Source organism: Clostridia bacterium (genome assembly GCA_026414765.1).
Lineage (GTDB): Bacteria > Bacillota > Clostridia > Acetivibrionales > DSM-27016 > SKW86.
The window spans coordinates 160,927-181,286 of sequence record JAOAIJ010000021.1 but is presented as its reverse complement, the minus strand read 5'-3'; the positions used below and the strand labels follow the sequence as shown (position 1 = coordinate 181,286).

Below are 20,360 nucleotides of genomic sequence, written 5' to 3'. Positions count from 1 at the left end.
GTTATCTTTTGATATTATTAATATCCCTACCCTGCCGAAACAGGCTTTATTACTGAAAGTGCAAGATTATTAAGGTTAAAGTGGTCACTAAAAACATCGTTTATATATTCAAAGGTAATTTTATCATAAACTTCATAATAATCAAACATATTGACTCCTCGAAAATACACCGAAATAAAAGTATGAGATATTCTCTCTACAGAATTCAACTGTTTTATGAATCTTCCTGTCATGGCCCTTTTTATGCGTTCATAGCTATCCTTATCAAGTCCCTTACTTTTAATATCTTTAATAGCACCGGATATTCTTTCCCTTACTTTTAAAGGATCAACAGATTCGCCGCCAAACATGGAAAAAGCATAATTTTCCTCGATTGTATAATCAAATTCAAAAGTGCTGTTTATAAGGCCTTCCTCGTACATCTCATTGTAAAGCCCTGAACTTCTTCCCATTATCATTTCCAACAGGAGTTTTACGGCAACTTCTCTTTTCAAAGCTTCAATACCTTTAGTATTATGTGTATTATCCCTGAATCCCATTTGGAAAAGCGGTGTTGATACTGCCAGCGCTTGTTCTGCATAATCCTTGTTTAGTGATTCCTGTTCTTGTGGAAAAATCCTCTTGATTTCCGGTCTCTCCTGTGTGTTTTTAAGTTCACTCTCCACATGCTGAAAAACTTCTTTCGGGTCAACATCACCTACCACAAGTATAATCATATTTGAAGGATGATAAAAAGTATTATAGCATCTATATAGTACGTCCCTGTTTATTTCTGCTATAGATTCAATAGTTCCGGCAATATCTATCCTCACAGGATTATTTTTGTAAAATGCTCCCAGCAGGTTGAAAAAAGCCCGCCATCCTGGATCATCCTCATACATTTTTATCTCCTGACCTATAATTCCTTTTTCTTTTTCAACACTTTCCTCAGTAATATAAGGATTCTGAACATAATTTAGTAAAAGTTTAAAATTTTCATCAAATCTGTCTGTACTTGAAAACAAGTAAACTGTCTGACCGAATCCGGTATAAGCATTAGGGCTGGATCCCAATTGCGAAAACTTATCCATTACACTGCCGTCCTCTTGTTCAAACAGTTTATGTTCAAGAAAGTGTGCAATTCCGTCAGGTACTTTAGTAGTTTCAGCCTCACCCGGAATAATAAATTCATTATTTATGGAGCCAAAATGTGTAGCAAATGTAGCATATTTTTTTGAATACCCCTTCTTTGGCACCACAAAAGCTTTCAATCCGCTTTTGTGTTCATACATGTACATCAATTCATTAATATTCTTATATTCAATAGTTTTTATATCCATATTTTATCTCCTTTTACCAAATATATACTCCTGCCGTTCCATAGACTTCCCTAACTCTCTGATTTATCAGCAACAGGGATATCCGGAGTTGTGCCTAATATCCTGTAAGAAAATAAACAGTATCAAGTACTACCCTTTTTGAAATATCTATAACATCTTCTTTTGATACATTCTTTACTTTTTCGATAATTGTACTGAAACTATCATTTGTATCTACAACGGCTTGGCTCAGATAAAAATCCACAATATGCAGCTGACTATCCCTAAGCGATTTTACTCCTGTTTCTATGGTCTTGATAGTTGAATCAAACTCATAATCGGAAATTTCCCCGTTTTTTATATCATCTATTTGCCGGAGAATTATATCCATGGCTTTGTCCTTATTCTGGCTTTCTATTCCGCTGCTTATTACCATCAAGCCTTTAAATTTCTCCAAGCGTGAAAATACATAGTAAGCCAGACTTCCTTTTTCTCTCACGTTCTGAAACAGTTTAGAATGCATGCCTCCGCCAAGAATACCGTTATATACCAGAAGAGAATAATAGTCCTTATCATTGGATGCTGTATTTGTTCTGAAGCCAAGAGAAAGTTTTGCCTGATTTACACTCATTTTTTCAGTGATATTCTTTATTTCTTTTACATCTTTCCCTACTTTGCTTATATCAACATTTTTCAGGTTATTCCTATTAATGCCGGATAATCTGCCTGTAAGAGCTTTTATCCGTTCTTCGCTTGTATTGCCGGTAAAATATATACTTATTGGCAGACTTTCCAAAAAAGTCTTATAGTGCTCATATAAATTCGCCGCATCTATTGAATCCAAATCGGATACAGCGCCATATTCAAATATACCAAAACGTTCATCTCTGCACATTTCTTCAAAACACTTGTCTACGGCATATTGAACTTTATCATTTACCCTGCCCTCTATAAGCCGCTTAAGGTTTTCTTTTTCCTGCGCTACGTATTCTGTCTTAAAATGCCCGCTTTCCAATACAGGATTGGTTATTATATCAATCAAAAGGTTAAATGTATTTTCTAATAAGTCTGCCTTTTCAACTGTATACTCATCTGCAACAAATTCCGTATAAAACTGTATTATCTGACGTTCTCCCTTTTTTACTACACCGCAGTCAAAAGCTGCTCCATAGAGCCCTTCAAGGTATAAAGCAATCTCCTGAAAAGAGGGGAATGGGACGCAGCCCCTGCGTAAAACAGCAGGGATAAGTGCGTTTTTTGAAGCATTTTCCCTACTCAAGTTATCATGAAAGAAAATATTTATAGAGTTGGTTTTAAACTTATTTGTCTTAATATTGTAAACATCAATTCCGTTATACGAAGCTACTTTAGTGACTTTTTCCTCTATTATGTTATTCATCCGAACCTTCCTTCCGTCATTTCCTCAACCACGATTTTACATTAATAGTATAATAAAAAAAGGCATCATTATTCAATATCTGGAAAATTAATTTTTTATGACAAATAAACCCAGCATTTAATCAGATTCAGATTGTAAACATATTCTTTTAAACCCATTTGCAGGATGTTATAATAAGATAATGCAGCAACCCCCGCTTAAAAGGAGTATTTGAAATGACTACAATACTTGAATATCTGATTATTATCATATTAATCATTTGCGTCTTTTTCATTTATATGTATCTAAACAAGAAAAGAAATCTGAAAGCTCTCAAAAGAAAGCTTGTGGAGCAATGGGCCAGTGAACCTGGAATTAATTACAGTCCAAATGAAATAGAATCGATAGCAGACTAATAGTTATTGCTTCATACAGAGACAGCCTGACCTATTACTCCAATCCTCAATTAACTAAAAACTCAAATAACTATGATATCTCAATATCATTTAAGGATATATACCACCCTCTTATTAATAGACCTGTCCCCAATTCACTAAAAATAAATAAGCCTGTGCTTATCACTGGCTCAAATGCATCAGGTAAGTCTACCTTTCTAAAAACAATTGCCATAAACTCAATTTTTGCACAGACAATTTATACATGCCTTGCAAATGAGTATGTGTCCAGCTGCTTTATGATTTTCAGCTCAATGGAATAGTCATATACGTTTATCCAAATTTCTTATCCATAAATATTACGCAATAACTTTGAAAATAATAAAGGTAAGAAATATTAGGAGGCGATAAGGTGGAATACGCTAGATATAGAAGACATCCAAGGGTATATCAGAAACAAAACAATGAAAAGGATGAGGAAAATAGCCTGGTACTAAATGTAGCAGTTGCAGCCGGCATAGTAGTCTTTGCATTTGCAAAGGGAATGTTCTGGGGTTATATGCTCAAAAGAAAATTAGGGTAAGCACAAACGGGCTGGTCTGTTCCAGCCCGTTTTTAGTTCAGCCATTCTACCCTTGGCCTAAACCTCAATTCATTCAGCATATCGTGATAATCCTCTTCCGAAAGCTCTTCAGGATTTTTACCGGATAAGCTCACTATTAAGGCTTCAACTACATTTGTCCCAAAAGACCTTCCATCCCATTCGGGTGTAGTTGTAACAAGCTGCATTACTCCTCTGGCTCTCAACATATTTACATCTTCAGGCGTAACAGTATTTGTAACTACAATTTTTCCTTCCATATTTTCCGGCATGTATTTTTTGATATAGTGATAATCTCCCGCAATTATATCAGAATTCCAATAGTATTTTGAAAATCTTTTATGATTGTTTTCTTTCTGCCTGTCTCCTGTAGGATACAGCATTTCAAAGGGCAGTTTTGATACAATCGGAATTGCTGCATCTGCAACCCTCCTGAAGGTATCTAGTCTTTTGATCTTTATCGGAATCCCCAAAGCGAAGATGAGGTCTCCGATAATCACGTCACATCCATACTCGACAAAAGCTTTAGCCATTCTGAATCTATCTGCTGCTGAAGTTATCAATACCCTTTTCCCTTTCAGATCAATGATTTTATTCGCTTCTATATAATCAATCACATTTTTTTCCAAAGTATTTTTTATCCCTGTACCATCAACAATAGGAGTGTTTCTGGCAGCCTCTTTTATCGGTACGGCTTCTCTTATCACATGTCTTTTATTAGACCCTGATGTAAGATACAAATCTATTCCACCCATTCCGAAGGCATCAACCTTTCCATCCAGCTCCTTTATAGTATCAATCGCCTTTCTTATACTGCCGTTTGTCCCGATTCTTTCTATACTGCATCTATACCCCATTATATCAGTCTCAACACATTTATCACGGGAAGAAGAACCTATACTTACACTTACTATCCTTTTCATGCCGGCCTCCATGTCTAAGCTTTTCAAACATACGGTTGCAATTTCTGAGATACCTTGGAACGAGACTTGCAACTAAAACTAACTAGCACAACAGGTTAATCTACTGCAATGCGATATAAACAAAATATAGTATCTGCAAGTATCCGTTCATTTATATGTTTTGAAATTCAATTATTTATCCGATAAAATAATTGACAACAGTAAACCATTAACTACACCAGGGGGGATATCAATGTACTATACTAATACTCTAAGTCAACTGACTTTTATCGCTGCCGTATGTTTTTCATTTTCGATCCTGGCCTTCGCTCTTTTTATCAACACGGAAAAATCAATTATAAAACTTAAGGGGTTATGTTTTATAGTTACATTAATACTTGGCATTTTCTCAGTTCTTACCAAAAACAGAAGCCTTGCCTACCCCGTACTATATCTGGCACAAGCCTTTATGTATTTATCACTGTTTTTGATAATGGCTATAAATCCGAAGAAGAAACATTACGGGACAGTATTTCTTTTAGTTGTAATATTGCCTGCAATTCTTCTAACTTTGGTGCTAAACTCAACAGCTATTCAAAAACTTATCTGCACTTCACATTTTGGTGTCTTATGTCTAATACTATCTACAGTTATGATACTATTTATTCTGAGGAAGGAAAAAGGTAATAAGAGCCTGATCTTCTGGTCTGCGGTCTTACTGCTTATACAGAGCTTGCTCAAACTGCTGGTGCAGAATACTATCATTGAATATATATCACTTTTTTGCCATGTTGGTGCATATTCAATACTTATACTTTATTTTTACAGGGAGACTTTTATAAAACTTTTGAAAAAAGTGCATGAGACAGAAAAAAAACTCGCAGCTGTCGATAAAAATCTTAACCTGGAAGTGAGAAAAAGAGTCCTTGAGATTGAAAGGTCAAACGAAGTGCTGATCAATATATCCAGGACTGATTCATTAACCAAGGCACTCAACAAGGCTGCCATTCTCGATACCATATCAGTCCTGATTTCATCATCAAAGGCTGGAAGCGTGTTCTCGGTATTAATGTTTGATATAGACAAGTTTAAAACGATTAATGATACTCTTGGTCACATAACAGGAGACAAGTGCATAAAGAAGCTAGCGTTGTTGGCAAAAAACAGTTTGCGTGATATGGATTCACTTGGAAGATATGGAGGAGATGAATTCATAGCAGTACTTCCCGGTGCAACGGTTCCTCAGGCAAAACTGGTTGCGGAACGTTTCCGGAAAAGAGTTGAGGAAACCGAATCGCCTAATTTCACGGTATCTATAGGCATATCTTGTTATCCGCAGGACGGAAACACAGTAAAAGAACTTATTGCAGCTGCAGATGATGGTTTATACCATTCAAAAAGAAAAGGCAGGAATATGGTATCTTATAAAAATACATTTTAATTGTCTTAGCAAAACAAAGTTTTAAAATAATTTTATCTTTAAGTCGCTTTAGAAAAGAGGTTGATTCACGGTATAGCAATAAGTGACCGTTTTGAATATATAAAAAAGGACTTTTCTGGGTAAAAATTCTTATAATAAATCTCGGCATTGTTTTAACTCTCATATGCTTATATACTTATGTCGTAAGAGAATGGCCGTTTCTTAACACAATTAATAATGGGGTGACCATAAAATGAAACCAACACAAAAAGAACTGACAAACTGGGCTATCACCCAAATACAGAAGAAATACAAAGATGATGTCGCTCTACTGATAGCAATTTCAGGGCATTCATTGGAAAATGATTGTCATGGTGAGTGCTTTGACTATTTTGTGCCTGCAAACGAGAGTGGAAATAAGCTAGCACAGACCTTCATCATCGACGGTGTAGGTCACGATCTGTACCCTCGTTCGTGGGAGCGCATCGAGAATATGGCGGATTTTAATGATGATTTCACATATGGTTTAGCAGATGCCAAAATTCTGTATTTCCGCAGTGAAGAAGACAAAAATCATTTTATTGCAATGCAGGAAAAGCTGAAAGCCAACTTACAGGATAAAGACTTCATGTTGAAAAAGGCTCTTGAGAAATTGGATACCGCCATGGAAATTTACCGTACCATGATGTTTGAAGATTTGCTTTATAAGGTGAGGATGGCAGCAGGATTTATTGCTCACTATCTATCCATTGCTGTCGCTTGCATCAATGGCACATACTTTAGGCAGAGACTTGATTTGGAAACCATAGAGCTGGCACAGATGAAAGAAATACCCGAAAATTTCACCGCACATTACGAAGCAATTGTCAGAGCAAAGTCGGTTGAAGAATTGAAAAATCTCAGCCATGAAATCATTAGCACAGCACGAAAATTCATCTCAGCACACAAACCGACAAAGATTGAGAAAGCAAAATCACCTAACTATGAAGACTTAGCGGACTGGTATGAGGAAGGTTCATTGACATGGCGAAGAATTTATTATCATTGTGATACCCAAAATTACCAGAGGGCTTTCCTGGATGCAATTAATTTGCAGCACGAACTCAACATTATCAAAGAAGAATTTGGCCTGCGCGAAATGGATTTGCTCGGGAGTTTTGATACAGTAAACCTCAGCGCCTTTAAACAAAGAGCGGAGGAATTGGAGCAGTATATCATTTCCGTGATTGAAAATCATGGCGTTATTCTGAACAAGTATGACACCCTGGAGCAGTTTTTGAAAAAAAACAGTTAGAGGGGTGCATTCAATGAAATATAGAAATGCATCCGATATTCTTCCAGACGAACTGTTGAAAGAAGTGCAAAAATATGCTTCTGGTGAAACCCTGTATATTCCAAGCAGTATAGAACGTAAAAAGTGGGGGCATGGTTCAGGTGCAAGAGTATTTTACAAACAGCGCAATGAAGAAATCAGAAATAAATATTTTCACAAAGCAAGTATTGAAGAACTTGCTGAGGAATACTGCCTTTCCACAGAGACAATAAGGAAAATTGTATACAAATAATATGATCAGTACATAACCTTCTAAAGCAGCAAAAAGGGTGGCGAAAACTAAAGTTTGTTACGCCGCCCTTTTTATCAGTTGATTGTATAATACATATTTCTTACATGAAGTATAGGAGGGGTAAATTGAATTTACCCCTTTTTGATTCTATTCATATCTTAATGATTCAATAGGATCGAGATCTGCTGCTCTCTTTGCAGGATATACTCCAAACATCAGACCTAATGTAACAGAGCCCAGGAAAGCCATTATAATAATTTTAAAATCCACTACCTGAGGAATTTTAAGCTGCGCTGAAATAACCGCCCCTGCAATTATTCCCAGTGCTATGCCTATTAGTCCACTCAGCCCTGTCATTATTATGGATTCGGTAATGAACTGAATAATAATATCCTTCTTTCTGGCACCTAGTGCTTTTCTTATACCTATTTCCCTGATTCGCTCAGTTACAGATACAAGAAGTATGTTTATTATCCCGATTCCCCCGACTATAAGCGTTATTATAGCAATTACAAGTAATACTGCAGATATAACGTTTGTAATTGTTGAGAAAATTTTCTGTTCATCCTGTGAGTTCCGTGCAAAATATTTACCTACCGCACCATGCTTCATTTCAAGAGCTTTTATAACACGGTCGCTTACACTTTTTGTTTTCTCCTTATCCACTACAGAAACACTTATACTGTCGAGTCCCTTAAAGTTGAAATAAAACTCTTGCAACGTGGTAATAGGCACATATATGAATGCAGGAAAATTCTCATTATCAAGCATGCTTCCAAACAAATCTTCCCCGCTTTTTGTAACACCTACCACCTTAAGGTTCATAGCGCCCCAGGAGGTCTTGAAATTTATCGTCTCACCGATTATATCAGTTTTTTTGAAGTACCTGAGTGCAAATTTCTCATCAACAATTACAACTTTGGTTTTTGCATCTTCATCAATATCACTGATATACCTTCCATGTAGCATTTCCTTCGGGTCAAAATTCTTAAACTGTGAAGTAACACCATATACAAGGGCTTCTCTGGTCTTGGAACCAATCCTCAAGGTTCCGTTTCTTTGTATGCTTGTAGCGATGTTTTTTATCTCTGGCGCCGCTTTTCTAATTGTATCCATATCATCAAATTTTAAAGCCTTGCTTGGGTCATAGCTTCCTGATGATCTGTACATAAAGCTTATAACATTTGCACCGAGCTTTTCAAACTGAGAATCTATATATCCTTGAGTTGCATTTCCTACTGCAAGTATGGTTATAACAGAGAAAACTCCCATTATGATGCCTATCATGGTAAGAATCGAACGCAATTTGTTCGCTCTAAGGCTGTCCAGTGCCTGCTTAACACTTTCCGAGAAATTCATACCCTCAACCTCATTTCTTTTCTTCTTCCATTATTTTAACTTTTGCACCATCCTTGAATGTAGGTTGCGGGTCTAGTACCACAGCATCCCCCTCTTTGAGACCTTCAACGATTTCTGTACTCATGTCGGATGTGATTCCCGTTTTCACCATAGTTTTCTTCATCACATTATCATTTGCACTGACTAAATAGACAAATTTGTTATCATCCTTATCTGTATCAAGCATGTTCAGCTCTGCAACAACTATACCTTTCTTTTCTACAGTGAAGATGTTGCAGGTTACATTCAAACCCGGTTTTAGGATATTTTCGCTATTATCAGTTGATATCAGTACTTCAAAGGCAGTTTCTTCTCCATTACTGGTCATGTTTTTTACTGCAGTGGGTGAAATACTGATAACCTTCCCGGATATTTTCTTTTCCTTGTCTATTGCATCTCCGGAAATTTCAACATTTTGCCCAACCATAACATTTCTTATGTTGAATTCACTTACTCTTGCCTTGGCACGGACTTTGTGGGGATTCACAACCTTGTATGCAGCCTGCATATTACTGGTATATGCCCCCTGTATGACATTCAATTCACTTATTGTGCCTTCTATGGGACTAAGGACACTTTCATTTATCCTTTTCAGCTTAGCTTCAAGATTTGAGATATTTAAAATGGTTCCTTTCAAGGTCTGCTCCTGCATTTCTATATCTATACTTGTACTGCTCGCTGACTGGGAATTTGCTTTCCTAGTTTCATTCAGATTATCAACAGCGGTATTATAATTAAGCTTTGCGTTTTTCAATGCGATCTCAGCATCTTTCACAGCCTTTTCACACCTGTCAAGTTCACTTTTTGATATTGCGCCGGAGCCATATAGTTCTTTATTGTCTTCATATACCTTCTTACTGTCATTATAAGCGCTCTCTGCATTTTTTATATTATTTTCCGCAATAGTTACGGCAGCTTCCATACTCCCTGTACTCTTCGTTCCTGATAATGCCCTTACTTTCTTAATAGCGAGCTCCTGTGAAACCTTGTTTATTTTAGCCTGCTCCAGTTGTGAAACCAGCTCATCTACATTTACATCCAATATTTTCTGTCCTTTTGTTACCTTTTGGTTTTTTTCAACCAGCACCTGCCTTACCTGTAATGGAGTATCAAAATATACTTCCGCTTTTTCTATTTCCTCTATGATTCCATTTGAAGAAACAGAGGATGATATGTTGCCTTTTTCAATCTTTTTAACCCTTACTGCTGTTGTTTTTCCCCCTGCAAAAGCAGCAGAACTGCTATTGTTTCTGGAAATATTTATCCCGACAAAAATAACAACAACTAAAGCAATTATACTGCCGATTATTATTTTCTTCTTCATATTTTCACCTCATCAAAATTATATCTGAGAACTTATACCTGAAGTCATTACTTCAGTTACGCCTGCTAAAGCACCACCCAATAAAACAACTACAATAAAATATACTATTATAACAGCGCAAACCTTTGCTTTGCTAAGTTTTGTCATATGTATGAGACCTAGGCCCGTGACAGCATAATTCCAGATTGTAAATACTCCAATTGCTGTAAGCAAAGTGTACATCAGGCCGTATATGAAGCTGCCTTCACTTCCCGAGAGAAGCTGTCCTGCAAAAATCCCCAAGGATAAATCCAGCTTCAGACTTCCGCTGAAAAACGACACTATCAAAGTTAATACCGACAGCAGTACAGTAATCATACTGGCATATCCGGTCACTGCCATGCATTGCTTGAATTTTCCCTGACCTCCGAAAGCCTTCAGTATACCAAAAATAACTGCAGTGCCAATAAGCCACATTATTATAGTTACTATTGGAGTTGTAATAGACCCAAAAATCAGATTATTTGAGACAGCCTTATCTATATCTGCTGCAGTCATAACAGGAGTGTTAAACCTGGCAGCCATTGTTTCAGAGGTTTTTACCATAAGCTCTCTTTGCATTTCCTTATATAAGGGCAGTCTAATAATATTAACCAGAACCGGAGTTATTGCCATAGCAAGTATAGGAAATAAAACCTTAGGTCTTTCCACAATACATTTCATAGTTTCTGAAGGAGAAAATATCACTCCAAAAAATCTTTGCAGAAGATTCAGGTTTTTCACGTTATCATTCTGCATTTCAGTATTTCCATTCCAGACAGGTTGTAAATTATCCATATGAAACCTCCTCAAATAATTAACTGCTTCTGTTTCATTTCTTTACTTTTCGCTATCTTACCCTGCTGCATCAGTTTTTTGCATATTTATTACTTCCCTTGCATCAACCGGGTTTTCCAAAACCACATCGCTGATTAACATACCATCCCTGAACTTTACTACTCTTTTTGTATGTTCTGCTATATCTGGTTCATGAGTAACAAGTACAATAGTTACTCCTTCCCTGTTGAGTTCCTGGAATACTGCCATTATCTCTTCCCCTGAAGCGCTGTCAAGGTTTCCCGTAGGCTCGTCAGCAAGAATGATAGCCGGATTGTTGACTAAGGATCTGGCTATTGCAACTCTTTGTTTCTGCCCCCCGGACATTTCATTAGGCTTATGCTGCATCCTCTGGAGAAGCCCGACCCTATCAAGGGCTTCCATGGCTCTTTTCCTTCTCTCCTTCGCATGAACTCCTGCATAAATCATCGGAAGCTCAACATTATGTAATGCTGTAATCCTGGGCAGGAGGTTAAAGGATTGAAAAACAAAACCAATCTTCAGATTCCTTATTTTTGCCAATTCCACATCATTGAGCCCCGATATGTTAACCCCATCAAGTTCATAGCTGCCTGACGTTGATCTGTCAAGACATCCGACTATATTCATAAGGGTAGACTTACCTGAGCCGGATGGACCCATTATGGATACAAATTCTCCCTTTGATATGGAAAGATTGACCTTCTTTAATGCTTCCACTTCAATCTTGCCGTTTTTATAGATCTTACCCAAATCTTGCATTTTAATTATCACATTTTTCACTGCCTTCCTGATGGAATATATACCGATACAGTTATCCTATTTCAAATTCATACTGATAGTACTGCCCTGGAATAAACACTTACAATATTATACCATATTTGAGTATTAGCACAAATTGCTTGAACAAGAATTAATAAAATTTTAAGATTGTTAATAAAATATTTATATTTAAAGAATAACTCCATGTATTTGAAGTGCTATATATATAGGATGACTAAAACAAAAGGGACAAAATCAATAGATTTTATCCGGTTTACTTTGAAACGCAAAAAACTTTTGGGATGATTTATGTCAAACTAAAAAACAGAATCTTTAACTCTATGATTATATGCCTTCTAGCAGATTCTTGGCAATTGGTCGCCTACGAGCATATCCACTATCCTGTTACCACCAGTAATTGTTTTAATGAATACCTTTCCTGCAGGTACTTCTACTACTTCACCAATTATACAAGCTTTCCTTCCATTTTCATCTTCTCTAACGGTTTTTAGTACCTTATCCGCTTCATGTTCTGCAACTACCATCAACATCTTGCCTTCATTTGCCATATACATAGGATCCATACCTAGCAGCTCACATACACCTGCAACTTCCTCACTAACCGGTAATTCATTTTCGTATAGTCTTATTCCTACGCTGCTTTGCACCGCAATTTCATTTAAGGTAGTTGCTACCCCGCCCCTCGTGGGATCACGCAAAACATGAACACCTTTTGCTTCTGCCAAAACCCTTTCTACGAGCTTGTTCAGCGGTGCACAATCACTTGCTATTTCAGCGGTAATATTCAGCCTTTCCCTTTCGAGCAGTATCGCACAACCATGATCACCCATAGTTCCGGTAAGTATGATCTTATCTCCTGGCTTTGCATTGCTACCGGAAATGCTTACACCATCACAAATGGATCCTATGCCTGAAGTATTGATAAAAACCTTATCTACTGCACCTTTTGGTACAACCTTTGTATCACCGGTAACAATTTTAATTCCACATTCACGGGCAGTCCTCCCCATAGATTCAACTATGGTTTCCAGTTCACTAAGTGGCAAACCCTCTTCTAATATAAATCCACAGCTTAAATACAAAGGCTTTGCTCCGCTGGAAGCCAGATCATTTACTGTACCGCATACCGCAAGTTTACCTATGTCACCGCCTTTAAAGAAAATAGGCGTAATTACAAATGAATCGGTAGTAAAAGCTAGCTTGCCCGGAGTAACATCCAGTTTTGCGGAATCATCTCCCTGCAGCAAAATATCATTCGACAGATGTTTTATGAAAATATCCAAGATAAGATTATGAGTCAATTTACCTCCGCTCCCATGAGCCAGAGTGATTATTTCAGACATTAGAATCCTCCGCTTCCGTATTTATGATATGCAGCACATGTTCCTTCAGATGATACCATGCATGCTCCCACAGGATTTTCCGGAGTACACGCTTTGTTGAACAATCCGCATTCTACCGGAGTTTTTCTCCCTTTCAGTACCTCACCACATAGACAGCCCTTTGGTTCATCAATATTATCCCATTTTATTCCAAATACATTCCATGCATCAAATGCAGCATATTTATCTTTCATTTTCAGGCCTGAATCCGGTATTGTTCCTATACCTCTCCATACAGCGTCAACAGGCTCAAATACCTCATACATCTTCCCAAGGGCAAGAGGATTTCCCTCTCTTGATACAACTCTGGAATACTGGTTCTCTGCAACAATCCTGTTATTATTAACATTTGACACCAATGTGATTATTGAATGCAGTACATCAAGGGGCTCAAATCCGGTAACAACTCCAGGAACAGCATATTCTGCAGCAATTCTGTCATAAAAATCCGTACCTATTATAGCACTTACATGCCCCGGGTAAATATATCCGTCCACTCCGATATCCTTATCTGCAGAAAGTACTTTCAGCGCTTCAGGTACTGTTTTGTTAGCCGACAATAATGTAAAATTACTTAACCCCTTCTCATAAGCATTCAAAACAGACAAGGCCGCAACAGGAGTAGTTGTTTCAAACCCTATCGAAAGAAAAACAACCTTTTTTCCCTTATTTTCTTCTGCTATTCTCAGCGCATCAAGAGGCGAATACACTATCCTTATATCACTCCCCTTTGCCTTCTCCTTGAGAAGGGAGCCTTTGCTCCCTGGCACCCTCATCATGTCTCCAAAGGTCGTGATTATGACATCACTCCTTTGCGATAGCAAAATGGCAGAGTTTATATAGTATGAGGGAGTTACACATACGGGACATCCCGGACCTGAAACAAGCCTTATACTTTCCGGAAGTATGTCCCTAATTCCATACCTGAATATTGCCATTGTATGCGTACCGCATACTTCCATTATTGTCACTCTGCGTCCCTTGTATGCTTTAAGTACGGCAGCCATTTTCTGTGCTTGTTCGGAGTTTCTGAATTCACTAAATACCAGTTTTTTGCCGTTATTTATCATTTGCCAGTTCCTTCAATTCCTTAAACAGTTGTATTGTATTTAAAGCTTCTTCCTCATCTATTTTTTGTATGGCACATCCAGCATGTACAAGTACATAATCACCAATTTCTATTCCACTGACCAGCTCCGTCGACACTTCCCTGGTTGCACCCATTATTTCAACAATGCTGGATTTTTCTTCAATCTTAACTACCTTACCCGGTATAGCAAGACACATAATCATTCACCTTTCCTAATAACAATTCTTTTTTATAATACTCTTCATTCTCTTTTTCTGCAAGATTATAATACTTAAGCTTTAAAAATTGCCATCACTGCCTGCCCTAATGAAATACCAGCATCATTGGTAGGGACTCTGCTGTGGATAAATGCTTCAAATCCCGAGCTCCTCAATTTATTAAGGCTCTTTTCCAACAACGTCATGTTTTGAAATACTCCTCCGCTTAAAACTACCTTATTTAAGCCTGTTTCCTTTCTTATATGTACACAACCTTTTAGTATGATTTCAGCGGCTGTTTCGTGAAATTTACCCGAAATCCGGCTATTTGAAACACCGGCTGTCATGTCCTTCAATATTCCTCTAATAATTCCTTCTGTTGAAATTCTGAAGGGAGCTGAAGCAGCTTCACCTTCAGTAATTATAAATTCATAAGTTTCCTGAACATCCATATCTGCAATATACTCAAGTTCGATAGCCGCCTGGCCTTCATAGCTGATAACATGTCTTATGCCTATCAATGCGGAAACCGCATCGAAAAGCCTACCCATGCTTGAAGTCAAAGGAGTGTTCACCCCCCTCTCCAGCATCTGAAGAACTATAGATATTTTCCCCGCGCCTATTGCTTCAAAAAGTCTTGTATTATTACAGTTTATTCCCCAGTCATGCTCTGAAAATCCGTTAACAGCATGTAAATATTTATACAAATAGCTTACAGCCATCCTCCATGGTTCCCTGATCGCTGCTTCGCCTCCGGGCATACCTGTATAGTCAAGATGTCCCTCACGCTTAAAGCCCCGGTAGCTCCCTGAAAAAAATTCTCCACCCCATATATTCCCGTCTTCTCCTAAACCGGTACCATCAAAAGCAACACCTATAATATTCTCACTTAAGTTATTTTCCGCCATACATGAAGCAATATGAGCATGGTGATGCTGTACAGGAATCTTTTTATCCGACTTAACCGATACCGAATACTTTGAAGACAGGTATTCAGGGTGAATGTCATAGGCGACTACTTTGTAATCTATGTTAAGTATCCTTGAAAAGTGCTGTATTCCTTCCTCAAAAGATATCAATGTTTCATAATTCTCAAGATCTCCTATATGATGACTTAAAAAAAATTCATTTCCTCTGTTCATACAAAATGTATTTTTTAGTTCACCGCCACAAGCTAAAACCGACGGTACTTCCTCAGAAAATACTTCACTGAAAATGTCACATACAACCGGTATAGGAGCATAGCCCCTTGAACGCCTAATTACGAATTCCTTTCCGCTAAAAACTCTTGTAACTGAATCATCCGTCCTTACATGTATCTCTCTATCATTGGATAAAAAAAAGTCAGCTATATCCTTTAAGTTTTCAAAAGCTTCATTATCTTCATAATATATAGGCTCACTGCTTCTGTTACCACTTGTCATAACCAGTGCTGAAAGCCTGCTGTCAACATCCGGACACCATATATCCTTCTTTCCTGTATTAATATGCTTAAAGAGCAACATATGTACAGGGGTATACGGCAGCATTACACCTAAAAACGGATTCCCGGGTGCTATCTGTACAGGAAGGTCATAGTTTCTGCTTTTTTTTAGTAAAACTATAGGCTTCTGTACGGAACTGAGCAGTTTTACTTCCTCTTCACTGGCACTACATAGGCGTAAAGCAGTTTCAACATCCCTCACCATTACTGCAAAAGGCTTATCGTCACGTACCTTTCTGTCACGCAGCTTTCTGACAGCAGTTTCATTATTTGCATCACAAGCCAGATGATATCCCCCGAGGCCTTTGATAGCAATTATATTGCCTTCAGCCATCAGTCTGATTGTATACTCAATCAGGTCTTTTTGAAATATTTCCTTCAGTGTATTATCAAGCAGTCTGAGCTTTGGCCCGCACTCATAACAAGATACCGGTTGTGCGTGGTATCTTCTGTCCAGGGGATTGTTGTACTCCTCAGCACAATTTCTGCACATCGGGAATTTATCCATCGTAGTATTTACTCTGTCGTATGGAGTATCCTTTGTTATGGTAAATCTTGGTCCACAATTTGTGCAGTTAATAAACGGGTATAGATATCTCCTGTCGGAAGTATCGTATAATTCCCTCCTGCAATCCTCACATACAGATACATCAGGAGAAATATATATGTAATTTTCCTCTGATTTGAAGCTCTCACGGATTTCAAAACCGTTATATCCCACAGTCACACTCTCTGTCACATCAATACTTCTGATATGTGAAAGTGCCGGCGCATCTTTTTCTATAGCATTAACAAAGTAAGCCAGGTCGCCCTCTTTTCCTTCAGCTTCTATTACTACTCCGTCACTTATATTATTTACCCATCCATTTAAAGAAAGGGATTTTGCTTTGGTGTATATAAAAGGTCTGAATCCGACACCCTGCACAATCCCTGTAATTTTAATTATATATCTCTTATTATCAGCCATCGAGATTAAAAAACTCCCTTGCTTTAAGCATATCCTTCCTGATTTGATCCTTCAGTTCGGAAACACTGCAAAATTTCTTCTCATCACGTATCTTTTGAAGGAAAAATACCTCTATTTTTTTCCCGTATATATCACCCTCAAAATCAGTTATGTGTGTCTCAACCGTTATTTTGTTCACATCTTCGAAGGTTGGGTTATAGCCTATATTTGTTATGCTGTTGTATAGAATGTTATCAAGAAGCGTCTTTGTGATATATACACCCCTCTGCGGCAGAATCAGATAATCCTCCGGATTTATATTGGCAGTAGGAAATCCTATCGTATTACCGATACGCCTGCCACTTACCACTTCTGCCGTGATTGAATAATGCCTCCCCAGAAGCTTAAAGACCTGATCCATATAGCCTTTACTTACATCATTGCGTATCTTCGTACTGCTCACAACCTCATTATCAATCTTTATAGGCGGTATTACTATGACCTTGAAGCCATACTTTTTCCCAAGTTCCTTCAGCAGTTCTGTATCACCACTGCCTTTGTATCCAAACCTGTAGTCAAAACCTGCTACTGCAAGCTTGGTGTTTAGCTTGTCAACAAGTATGTCCTTTACGAAAGCCTCAGGTGCCATTCTGGAAAAGTTCTCATCAAATTCATCAAAATACACGTAGTTTAAGTAGGTCTCTTCCAGAAGCTCAATTTTTTTCGCTTCGGTAGTTAATAAGGGAGTAAACAGCTTTTTTCTAAGTATATTCTCCGGATGTTTTGTAAAAGTATAAACTATAGAACATAAGCCGTTTAGTCTTGATTCCTTGATTAAAGTATTAATCAAAGCCATATGGCCTATATGAAGCCCATCAAAGTTACCAAGACCTACACCGGATGAACAAAGGGTTTCACTCTTAATACTCCTATTTTCTCTGCCGTAAATAACTTTCATAGTAACCCACCTTTATTTCTTATAAACTTACCGTATTAAAAACTTTCTTTGACTTCAATACAAGCTTGTTCTGTTTGAGGATTACTTCCCCAAGGGCAAGAAAACAATTCTTATTGTTATAAACTCTGATATTTTCTCCTGCTTCTAAAATCGGATCGGCGCAGTTAATAAAAACACCATTCAAAAAACGTTTACTATCTGCATCATTCAAAACAACCGGCTTTAGTATTTGAAAAACCGTATCAACCGGTAGAAATCTTTCCTCAAGTTTATTTTGCTCTGCAAGCATTTCTACCTCTTCAAGCGTTATTGCAGAAGAAATATCATATGGACCGGCCTTGGTCCTTATGAGAAATGACATATGTCCTCCGCATCCCAGACGCTTTCCGATATCATCACAAAGAGTCCTTATATATGTACCCTTTGAACAATGCACATCAAACAGGATAGTCTCTTTATTTTTGATTTTAAGAATATCTATGGAAAAAACCTCTACTGTTCTTGGTTCCCGCTCAATTGTTTTCCCTTCCCTTGCCAGTTCGTACAGTTTCTTCCCCTCAATCTTTACAGCAGAATACATTGGCGGTATCTGTTCATATGTTCCAAGAAAGCTGCTCATAACGCTTCTTATCTGAGTTTCATCTACATTGACATCATAAGTAGCTACTACTTTGCCGGAAGAATCCTGAGTATCTGTTTCGGCCCCAAGAGTCAATTCTGCTCTATACAGCTTGTCCTTTTCCATCATAAACTCTATTGCTTTTGTTGCATTGCCTATACAGATAGGAAGTACTCCTACCGCCCCAGGATCAAGGGTCCCGGTATGCCCTATCTTTTTAGTTTTCAGTATCCGTCTTAAGAAGCCGACTACATCAAAAGATGTCATTCCCGGTGGCTTCAATATGTTAAGAATTCCGTCCATCAAAATGTCCCTTTTATATCTTCAATCAGCATTTTTTTTGCTTCATCAGTAGATTTACCCTCTATGATACATCCAGCAGCCCTTTTATGTCCGCCGCCTTTGAACAAACCGGCAATTGCTGCTACATCTACATAGCTTTTGGATCTAAAGTTTACTTTTATTGCACCATTAGCTTTCTGCCTCATCATTACAGCTACTTCAACCCCTTTGATGTTTCTTCCCAGATTTACAATTCCGTCACAATCCTCTTCGCTTGCACCTGCTTTTTTCATCATCTCATCTGTCAGGATAATTAAAGCAATCTTACCATTTTCATGTAATTCTAGAGAACTTACCGCTTCTCCCATTAGTTTTGTTTTTTCCAGTGAAGCAGTTTCAAAAACCTTCTGAGATATTTCTGCAACATTTACCCCATTATTAATCAGGTCAGCAGTTATCTGATGCGTTGCAGAAGTGGTATTGCTGAACCTAAACCCACCAGTATCCGTTGTAATTGCGACATAGAGGCACGTTGCTGTCTCGGCATCCAGGCTTTGTCCCATCACTTTTATCATTTGATATACTATTTCTCCCACTGCAGCTGATCCGGGTTGAACGTAATTTATAAACGCAAACTCAGTATTTGTAGCATGGTGGTCAATATTTACAGTTATTTTAGCCCTTTCAAAAATATCCGCTCTGTCCCCCAGCCTTTTCATGTCTCCCGTATCCAATGCTATAGCCAAATCATACCCATCTGTATTTTTGTACTTGCAGATATCATTAACAATACTTACCAGCTCTTTACCCGGTAAAAAATCATATATGTAGGGAACATCCTCTTCAAGGTAAACCGTTACTTTCTTTCCCATTTTTTTAAGCGTAAGGCCTAATGCAAGACTTGAACCGAGGCCATCCCCATCTACTGAAATATGAGGCATTATGGCAATATTTTCAGCATCCTTGATTAATGTAATTATTCTGTCTATAATCATAAATCAGTCTCCTGATATCGTGTATACGTATTTATTCTTTTTCCTCATGCTTCACTGTTTCATTAATCAGCTTTGATATATATACGCCATGCTCTATTGAATTATCTAATTCAAATTGAATTTCAGGCGTATACCGGAGCTGCATCCTGTGTCCCACTTCACGGCGGATGAAGCCTGCCGCACTCTTTAGACCATGTATTGCATTCTTTTTCTCTTCTTCGCTTCCCATGATACTTACATACACTTTTGCATATCTCAAATCCTTTGTAACATTAGCTGAAACAACACTTATCAGCTTTGGCAGCCTTGGATCCTTAAGCTCGTTCTGTATAATAGTACTTATTTCTTTTCTCATTTCTTCTGATATCCTGTTTATTCTATCTACCATTTTAAATACGCTCCTTTCGATACTATAGGATAATACTTAATAAGGTTAAGGTTAAGGTCAAAGTATAAAAACCTCAACCCAAACCCTAACCTCAATCAGACCCATAGCTTATGCGTTACTGC

Annotated in this window: 20 protein-coding genes; 5 read left to right on the top strand and 15 right to left on the bottom strand. The window is 37.8% G+C overall.

Annotated features, from left to right (window positions below; genetic code table 11):
* Nucleotides 1–26: 26 nt before the first annotated feature.
* Together N3I35_08475 and N3I35_08470 are read right to left on the bottom strand one after the other, a co-directional pair.
* Nucleotides 27–1,319 carry an insulinase family protein gene (locus N3I35_08475; GenBank protein MCX8130119.1) on the bottom strand — a complete coding sequence of 431 codons (1,293 nt, stop codon included), beginning with the start codon at nt 1,317–1,319 and terminating at the stop codon, nt 27–29.
* Nucleotides 1,320–1,413: 94 nt separating this feature from the next.
* Nucleotides 1,414–2,697 carry an insulinase family protein gene (locus N3I35_08470; GenBank protein ID MCX8130118.1) on the bottom strand — a complete coding sequence of 428 codons (1,284 nt, stop codon included), beginning with the start codon at nt 2,695–2,697 and terminating at the stop codon, nt 1,414–1,416.
* Nucleotides 2,698–2,912: 215 nt separating this feature from the next.
* On the opposite strand from N3I35_08470, the gene N3I35_08465 reads away from it, so the two are divergent.
* Complete coding sequence (locus N3I35_08465; GenBank protein ID MCX8130117.1) at nt 2,913–3,092, top strand: hypothetical protein; 180 nt, start codon at nt 2,913–2,915, stop codon at nt 3,090–3,092.
* Between the two features lie 391 nt (nt 3,093–3,483).
* On the top strand, nt 3,484–3,654 hold the full coding sequence (locus tag N3I35_08460) for a hypothetical protein (GenBank protein MCX8130116.1): 171 nt from the start codon (nt 3,484–3,486) through the stop codon (nt 3,652–3,654).
* A 32-nt stretch (nt 3,655–3,686) separates the two neighbouring features.
* On the opposite strand, the gene N3I35_08455 is transcribed toward N3I35_08460, so the two are convergent.
* Nucleotides 3,687–4,595, bottom strand: coding sequence for a quinate 5-dehydrogenase (locus tag N3I35_08455; GenBank protein MCX8130115.1), 909 nt, complete (start codon nt 4,593–4,595; stop codon nt 3,687–3,689).
* A gap of 232 nt (nt 4,596–4,827) precedes the next feature.
* On the opposite strand from N3I35_08455, the gene N3I35_08450 reads away from it, so the two are divergent.
* The 3 genes from N3I35_08450 (at nt 4,828) to N3I35_08440 (ending at nt 7,559) form a co-directional block, all read left to right on the top strand.
* A complete protein-coding gene (locus N3I35_08450) occupies nt 4,828–6,015 on the top strand; it encodes a GGDEF domain-containing protein (protein ID MCX8130114.1) in 1,188 nt (395 codons plus the stop codon).
* Between the two features lie 232 nt (nt 6,016–6,247).
* Complete coding sequence (locus N3I35_08445; GenBank protein ID MCX8130113.1) at nt 6,248–7,288, top strand: hypothetical protein; 1,041 nt, start codon at nt 6,248–6,250, stop codon at nt 7,286–7,288.
* A gap of 13 nt (nt 7,289–7,301) precedes the next feature.
* A complete protein-coding gene (locus tag N3I35_08440) occupies nt 7,302–7,559 on the top strand; it encodes a CD3324 family protein (GenBank protein ID MCX8130112.1) in 258 nt (85 codons plus the stop codon).
* A gap of 147 nt (nt 7,560–7,706) precedes the next feature.
* Here the strand turns inward: N3I35_08440 and N3I35_08435 are convergent, their stop codons facing one another.
* The 12 genes from N3I35_08435 to rbfA form a co-directional block, all read right to left on the bottom strand.
* Complete coding sequence (locus tag N3I35_08435; protein ID MCX8130111.1) at nt 7,707–8,918, bottom strand: ABC transporter permease; 1,212 nt, start codon at nt 8,916–8,918, stop codon at nt 7,707–7,709.
* 10 nt (nt 8,919–8,928) lie between these two features.
* Complete coding sequence (locus tag N3I35_08430; GenBank protein ID MCX8130110.1) at nt 8,929–10,281, bottom strand: efflux RND transporter periplasmic adaptor subunit; 1,353 nt, start codon at nt 10,279–10,281, stop codon at nt 8,929–8,931.
* A gap of 18 nt (nt 10,282–10,299) precedes the next feature.
* A complete protein-coding gene (locus tag N3I35_08425; protein ID MCX8130109.1) occupies nt 10,300–11,097 on the bottom strand; it encodes a YIP1 family protein in 798 nt (265 codons plus the stop codon).
* Nucleotides 11,098–11,154: 57 nt separating this feature from the next.
* Entirely contained in the window at nt 11,155–11,886 is a 732-nt protein-coding gene (locus tag N3I35_08420) for an ABC transporter ATP-binding protein (GenBank protein MCX8130108.1), read from the bottom strand.
* Between the two features lie 347 nt (nt 11,887–12,233).
* The gene (gene hypE / locus N3I35_08415; protein ID MCX8130107.1) at nt 12,234–13,241 is read right to left on the bottom strand and encodes a hydrogenase expression/formation protein HypE; all 1,008 of its coding nucleotides are present in this window, start codon (nt 13,239–13,241) and stop codon (nt 12,234–12,236) included.
* Nucleotides 13,241–14,350, bottom strand: a complete 1,110-nt coding sequence (hypD, locus tag N3I35_08410) for a hydrogenase formation protein HypD (GenBank protein MCX8130106.1) — start codon at nt 14,348–14,350, stop codon at nt 13,241–13,243. The genes hypE and hypD overlap by 1 nt, the downstream gene beginning before the upstream one ends.
* Nucleotides 14,340–14,567 (bottom strand): HypC/HybG/HupF family hydrogenase formation chaperone, encoded by a 228-nt coding sequence (locus N3I35_08405; GenBank protein MCX8130105.1) that lies wholly within the window; start codon nt 14,565–14,567, stop codon nt 14,340–14,342. Before N3I35_08405 ends, hypD begins: the two co-directional genes overlap by 11 nt.
* A 74-nt stretch (nt 14,568–14,641) precedes the next feature.
* Nucleotides 14,642–17,017: a carbamoyltransferase HypF gene (gene hypF, locus N3I35_08400; protein ID MCX8130104.1), complete on the bottom strand. Its 2,376-nt coding sequence runs from the start codon at nt 17,015–17,017 to the stop codon at nt 14,642–14,644.
* On the bottom strand, nt 17,010–17,954 hold the full coding sequence (locus N3I35_08395) for a bifunctional riboflavin kinase/FAD synthetase (GenBank protein MCX8130103.1): 945 nt from the start codon (nt 17,952–17,954) through the stop codon (nt 17,010–17,012). Before N3I35_08395 ends, hypF begins: the two co-directional genes overlap by 8 nt.
* A gap of 19 nt (nt 17,955–17,973) precedes the next feature.
* Nucleotides 17,974–18,876, bottom strand: a complete 903-nt coding sequence (truB, locus tag N3I35_08390; protein ID MCX8130102.1) for a tRNA pseudouridine(55) synthase TruB — start codon at nt 18,874–18,876, stop codon at nt 17,974–17,976.
* The gene (locus N3I35_08385) at nt 18,876–19,850 is read right to left on the bottom strand and encodes a bifunctional oligoribonuclease/PAP phosphatase NrnA (protein ID MCX8130101.1); all 975 of its coding nucleotides are present in this window, start codon (nt 19,848–19,850) and stop codon (nt 18,876–18,878) included. Before N3I35_08385 ends, truB begins: the two co-directional genes overlap by 1 nt.
* A gap of 31 nt (nt 19,851–19,881) precedes the next feature.
* Nucleotides 19,882–20,238, bottom strand: coding sequence for a 30S ribosome-binding factor RbfA (rbfA, locus tag N3I35_08380; protein MCX8130100.1), 357 nt, complete (start codon nt 20,236–20,238; stop codon nt 19,882–19,884).
* Between the last annotated feature and the right edge of the window lie 122 nt (nt 20,239–20,360).

Coding starts and splice junctions, on each gene's coding strand:
- N3I35_08475 (MCX8130119.1), bottom strand. CDS start 1,319: ATGGATATAAAAACTATTGAATATAAGAATATTAATGAATTGATGTAC.
- N3I35_08470 (MCX8130118.1), bottom strand. CDS start 2,697: ATGAATAACATAATAGAGGAAAAAGTCACTAAAGTAGCTTCGTATAAC.
- N3I35_08465 (MCX8130117.1), top strand. CDS start 2,913: ATGACTACAATACTTGAATATCTGATTATTATCATATTAATCATTTGC.
- N3I35_08455 (MCX8130115.1), bottom strand. CDS start 4,595: ATGAAAAGGATAGTAAGTGTAAGTATAGGTTCTTCTTCCCGTGATAAA.
- N3I35_08450 (MCX8130114.1), top strand. CDS start 4,828: ATGTACTATACTAATACTCTAAGTCAACTGACTTTTATCGCTGCCGTA.
- N3I35_08445 (MCX8130113.1), top strand. CDS start 6,248: ATGAAACCAACACAAAAAGAACTGACAAACTGGGCTATCACCCAAATA.
- N3I35_08440 (MCX8130112.1), top strand. CDS start 7,302: ATGAAATATAGAAATGCATCCGATATTCTTCCAGACGAACTGTTGAAA.
- N3I35_08435 (MCX8130111.1), bottom strand. CDS start 8,918: ATGAATTTCTCGGAAAGTGTTAAGCAGGCACTGGACAGCCTTAGAGCG.
- N3I35_08430 (MCX8130110.1), bottom strand. CDS start 10,281: ATGAAGAAGAAAATAATAATCGGCAGTATAATTGCTTTAGTTGTTGTT.
- N3I35_08425 (MCX8130109.1), bottom strand. CDS start 11,097: ATGGATAATTTACAACCTGTCTGGAATGGAAATACTGAAATGCAGAAT.
- hypE (MCX8130107.1), bottom strand. CDS start 13,241: ATGTCTGAAATAATCACTCTGGCTCATGGGAGCGGAGGTAAATTGACT.
- hypD (MCX8130106.1), bottom strand. CDS start 14,350: ATGATAAATAACGGCAAAAAACTGGTATTTAGTGAATTCAGAAACTCC.
- N3I35_08405 (MCX8130105.1), bottom strand. CDS start 14,567: ATGTGTCTTGCTATACCGGGTAAGGTAGTTAAGATTGAAGAAAAATCC.
- hypF (MCX8130104.1), bottom strand. CDS start 17,017: ATGGCTGATAATAAGAGATATATAATTAAAATTACAGGGATTGTGCAG.
- N3I35_08395 (MCX8130103.1), bottom strand. CDS start 17,954: ATGAAAGTTATTTACGGCAGAGAAAATAGGAGTATTAAGAGTGAAACC.
- truB (MCX8130102.1), bottom strand. CDS start 18,876: ATGGACGGAATTCTTAACATATTGAAGCCACCGGGAATGACATCTTTT.
- N3I35_08385 (MCX8130101.1), bottom strand. CDS start 19,850: ATGATTATAGACAGAATAATTACATTAATCAAGGATGCTGAAAATATT.
- rbfA (MCX8130100.1), bottom strand. CDS start 20,238: ATGGTAGATAGAATAAACAGGATATCAGAAGAAATGAGAAAAGAAATA.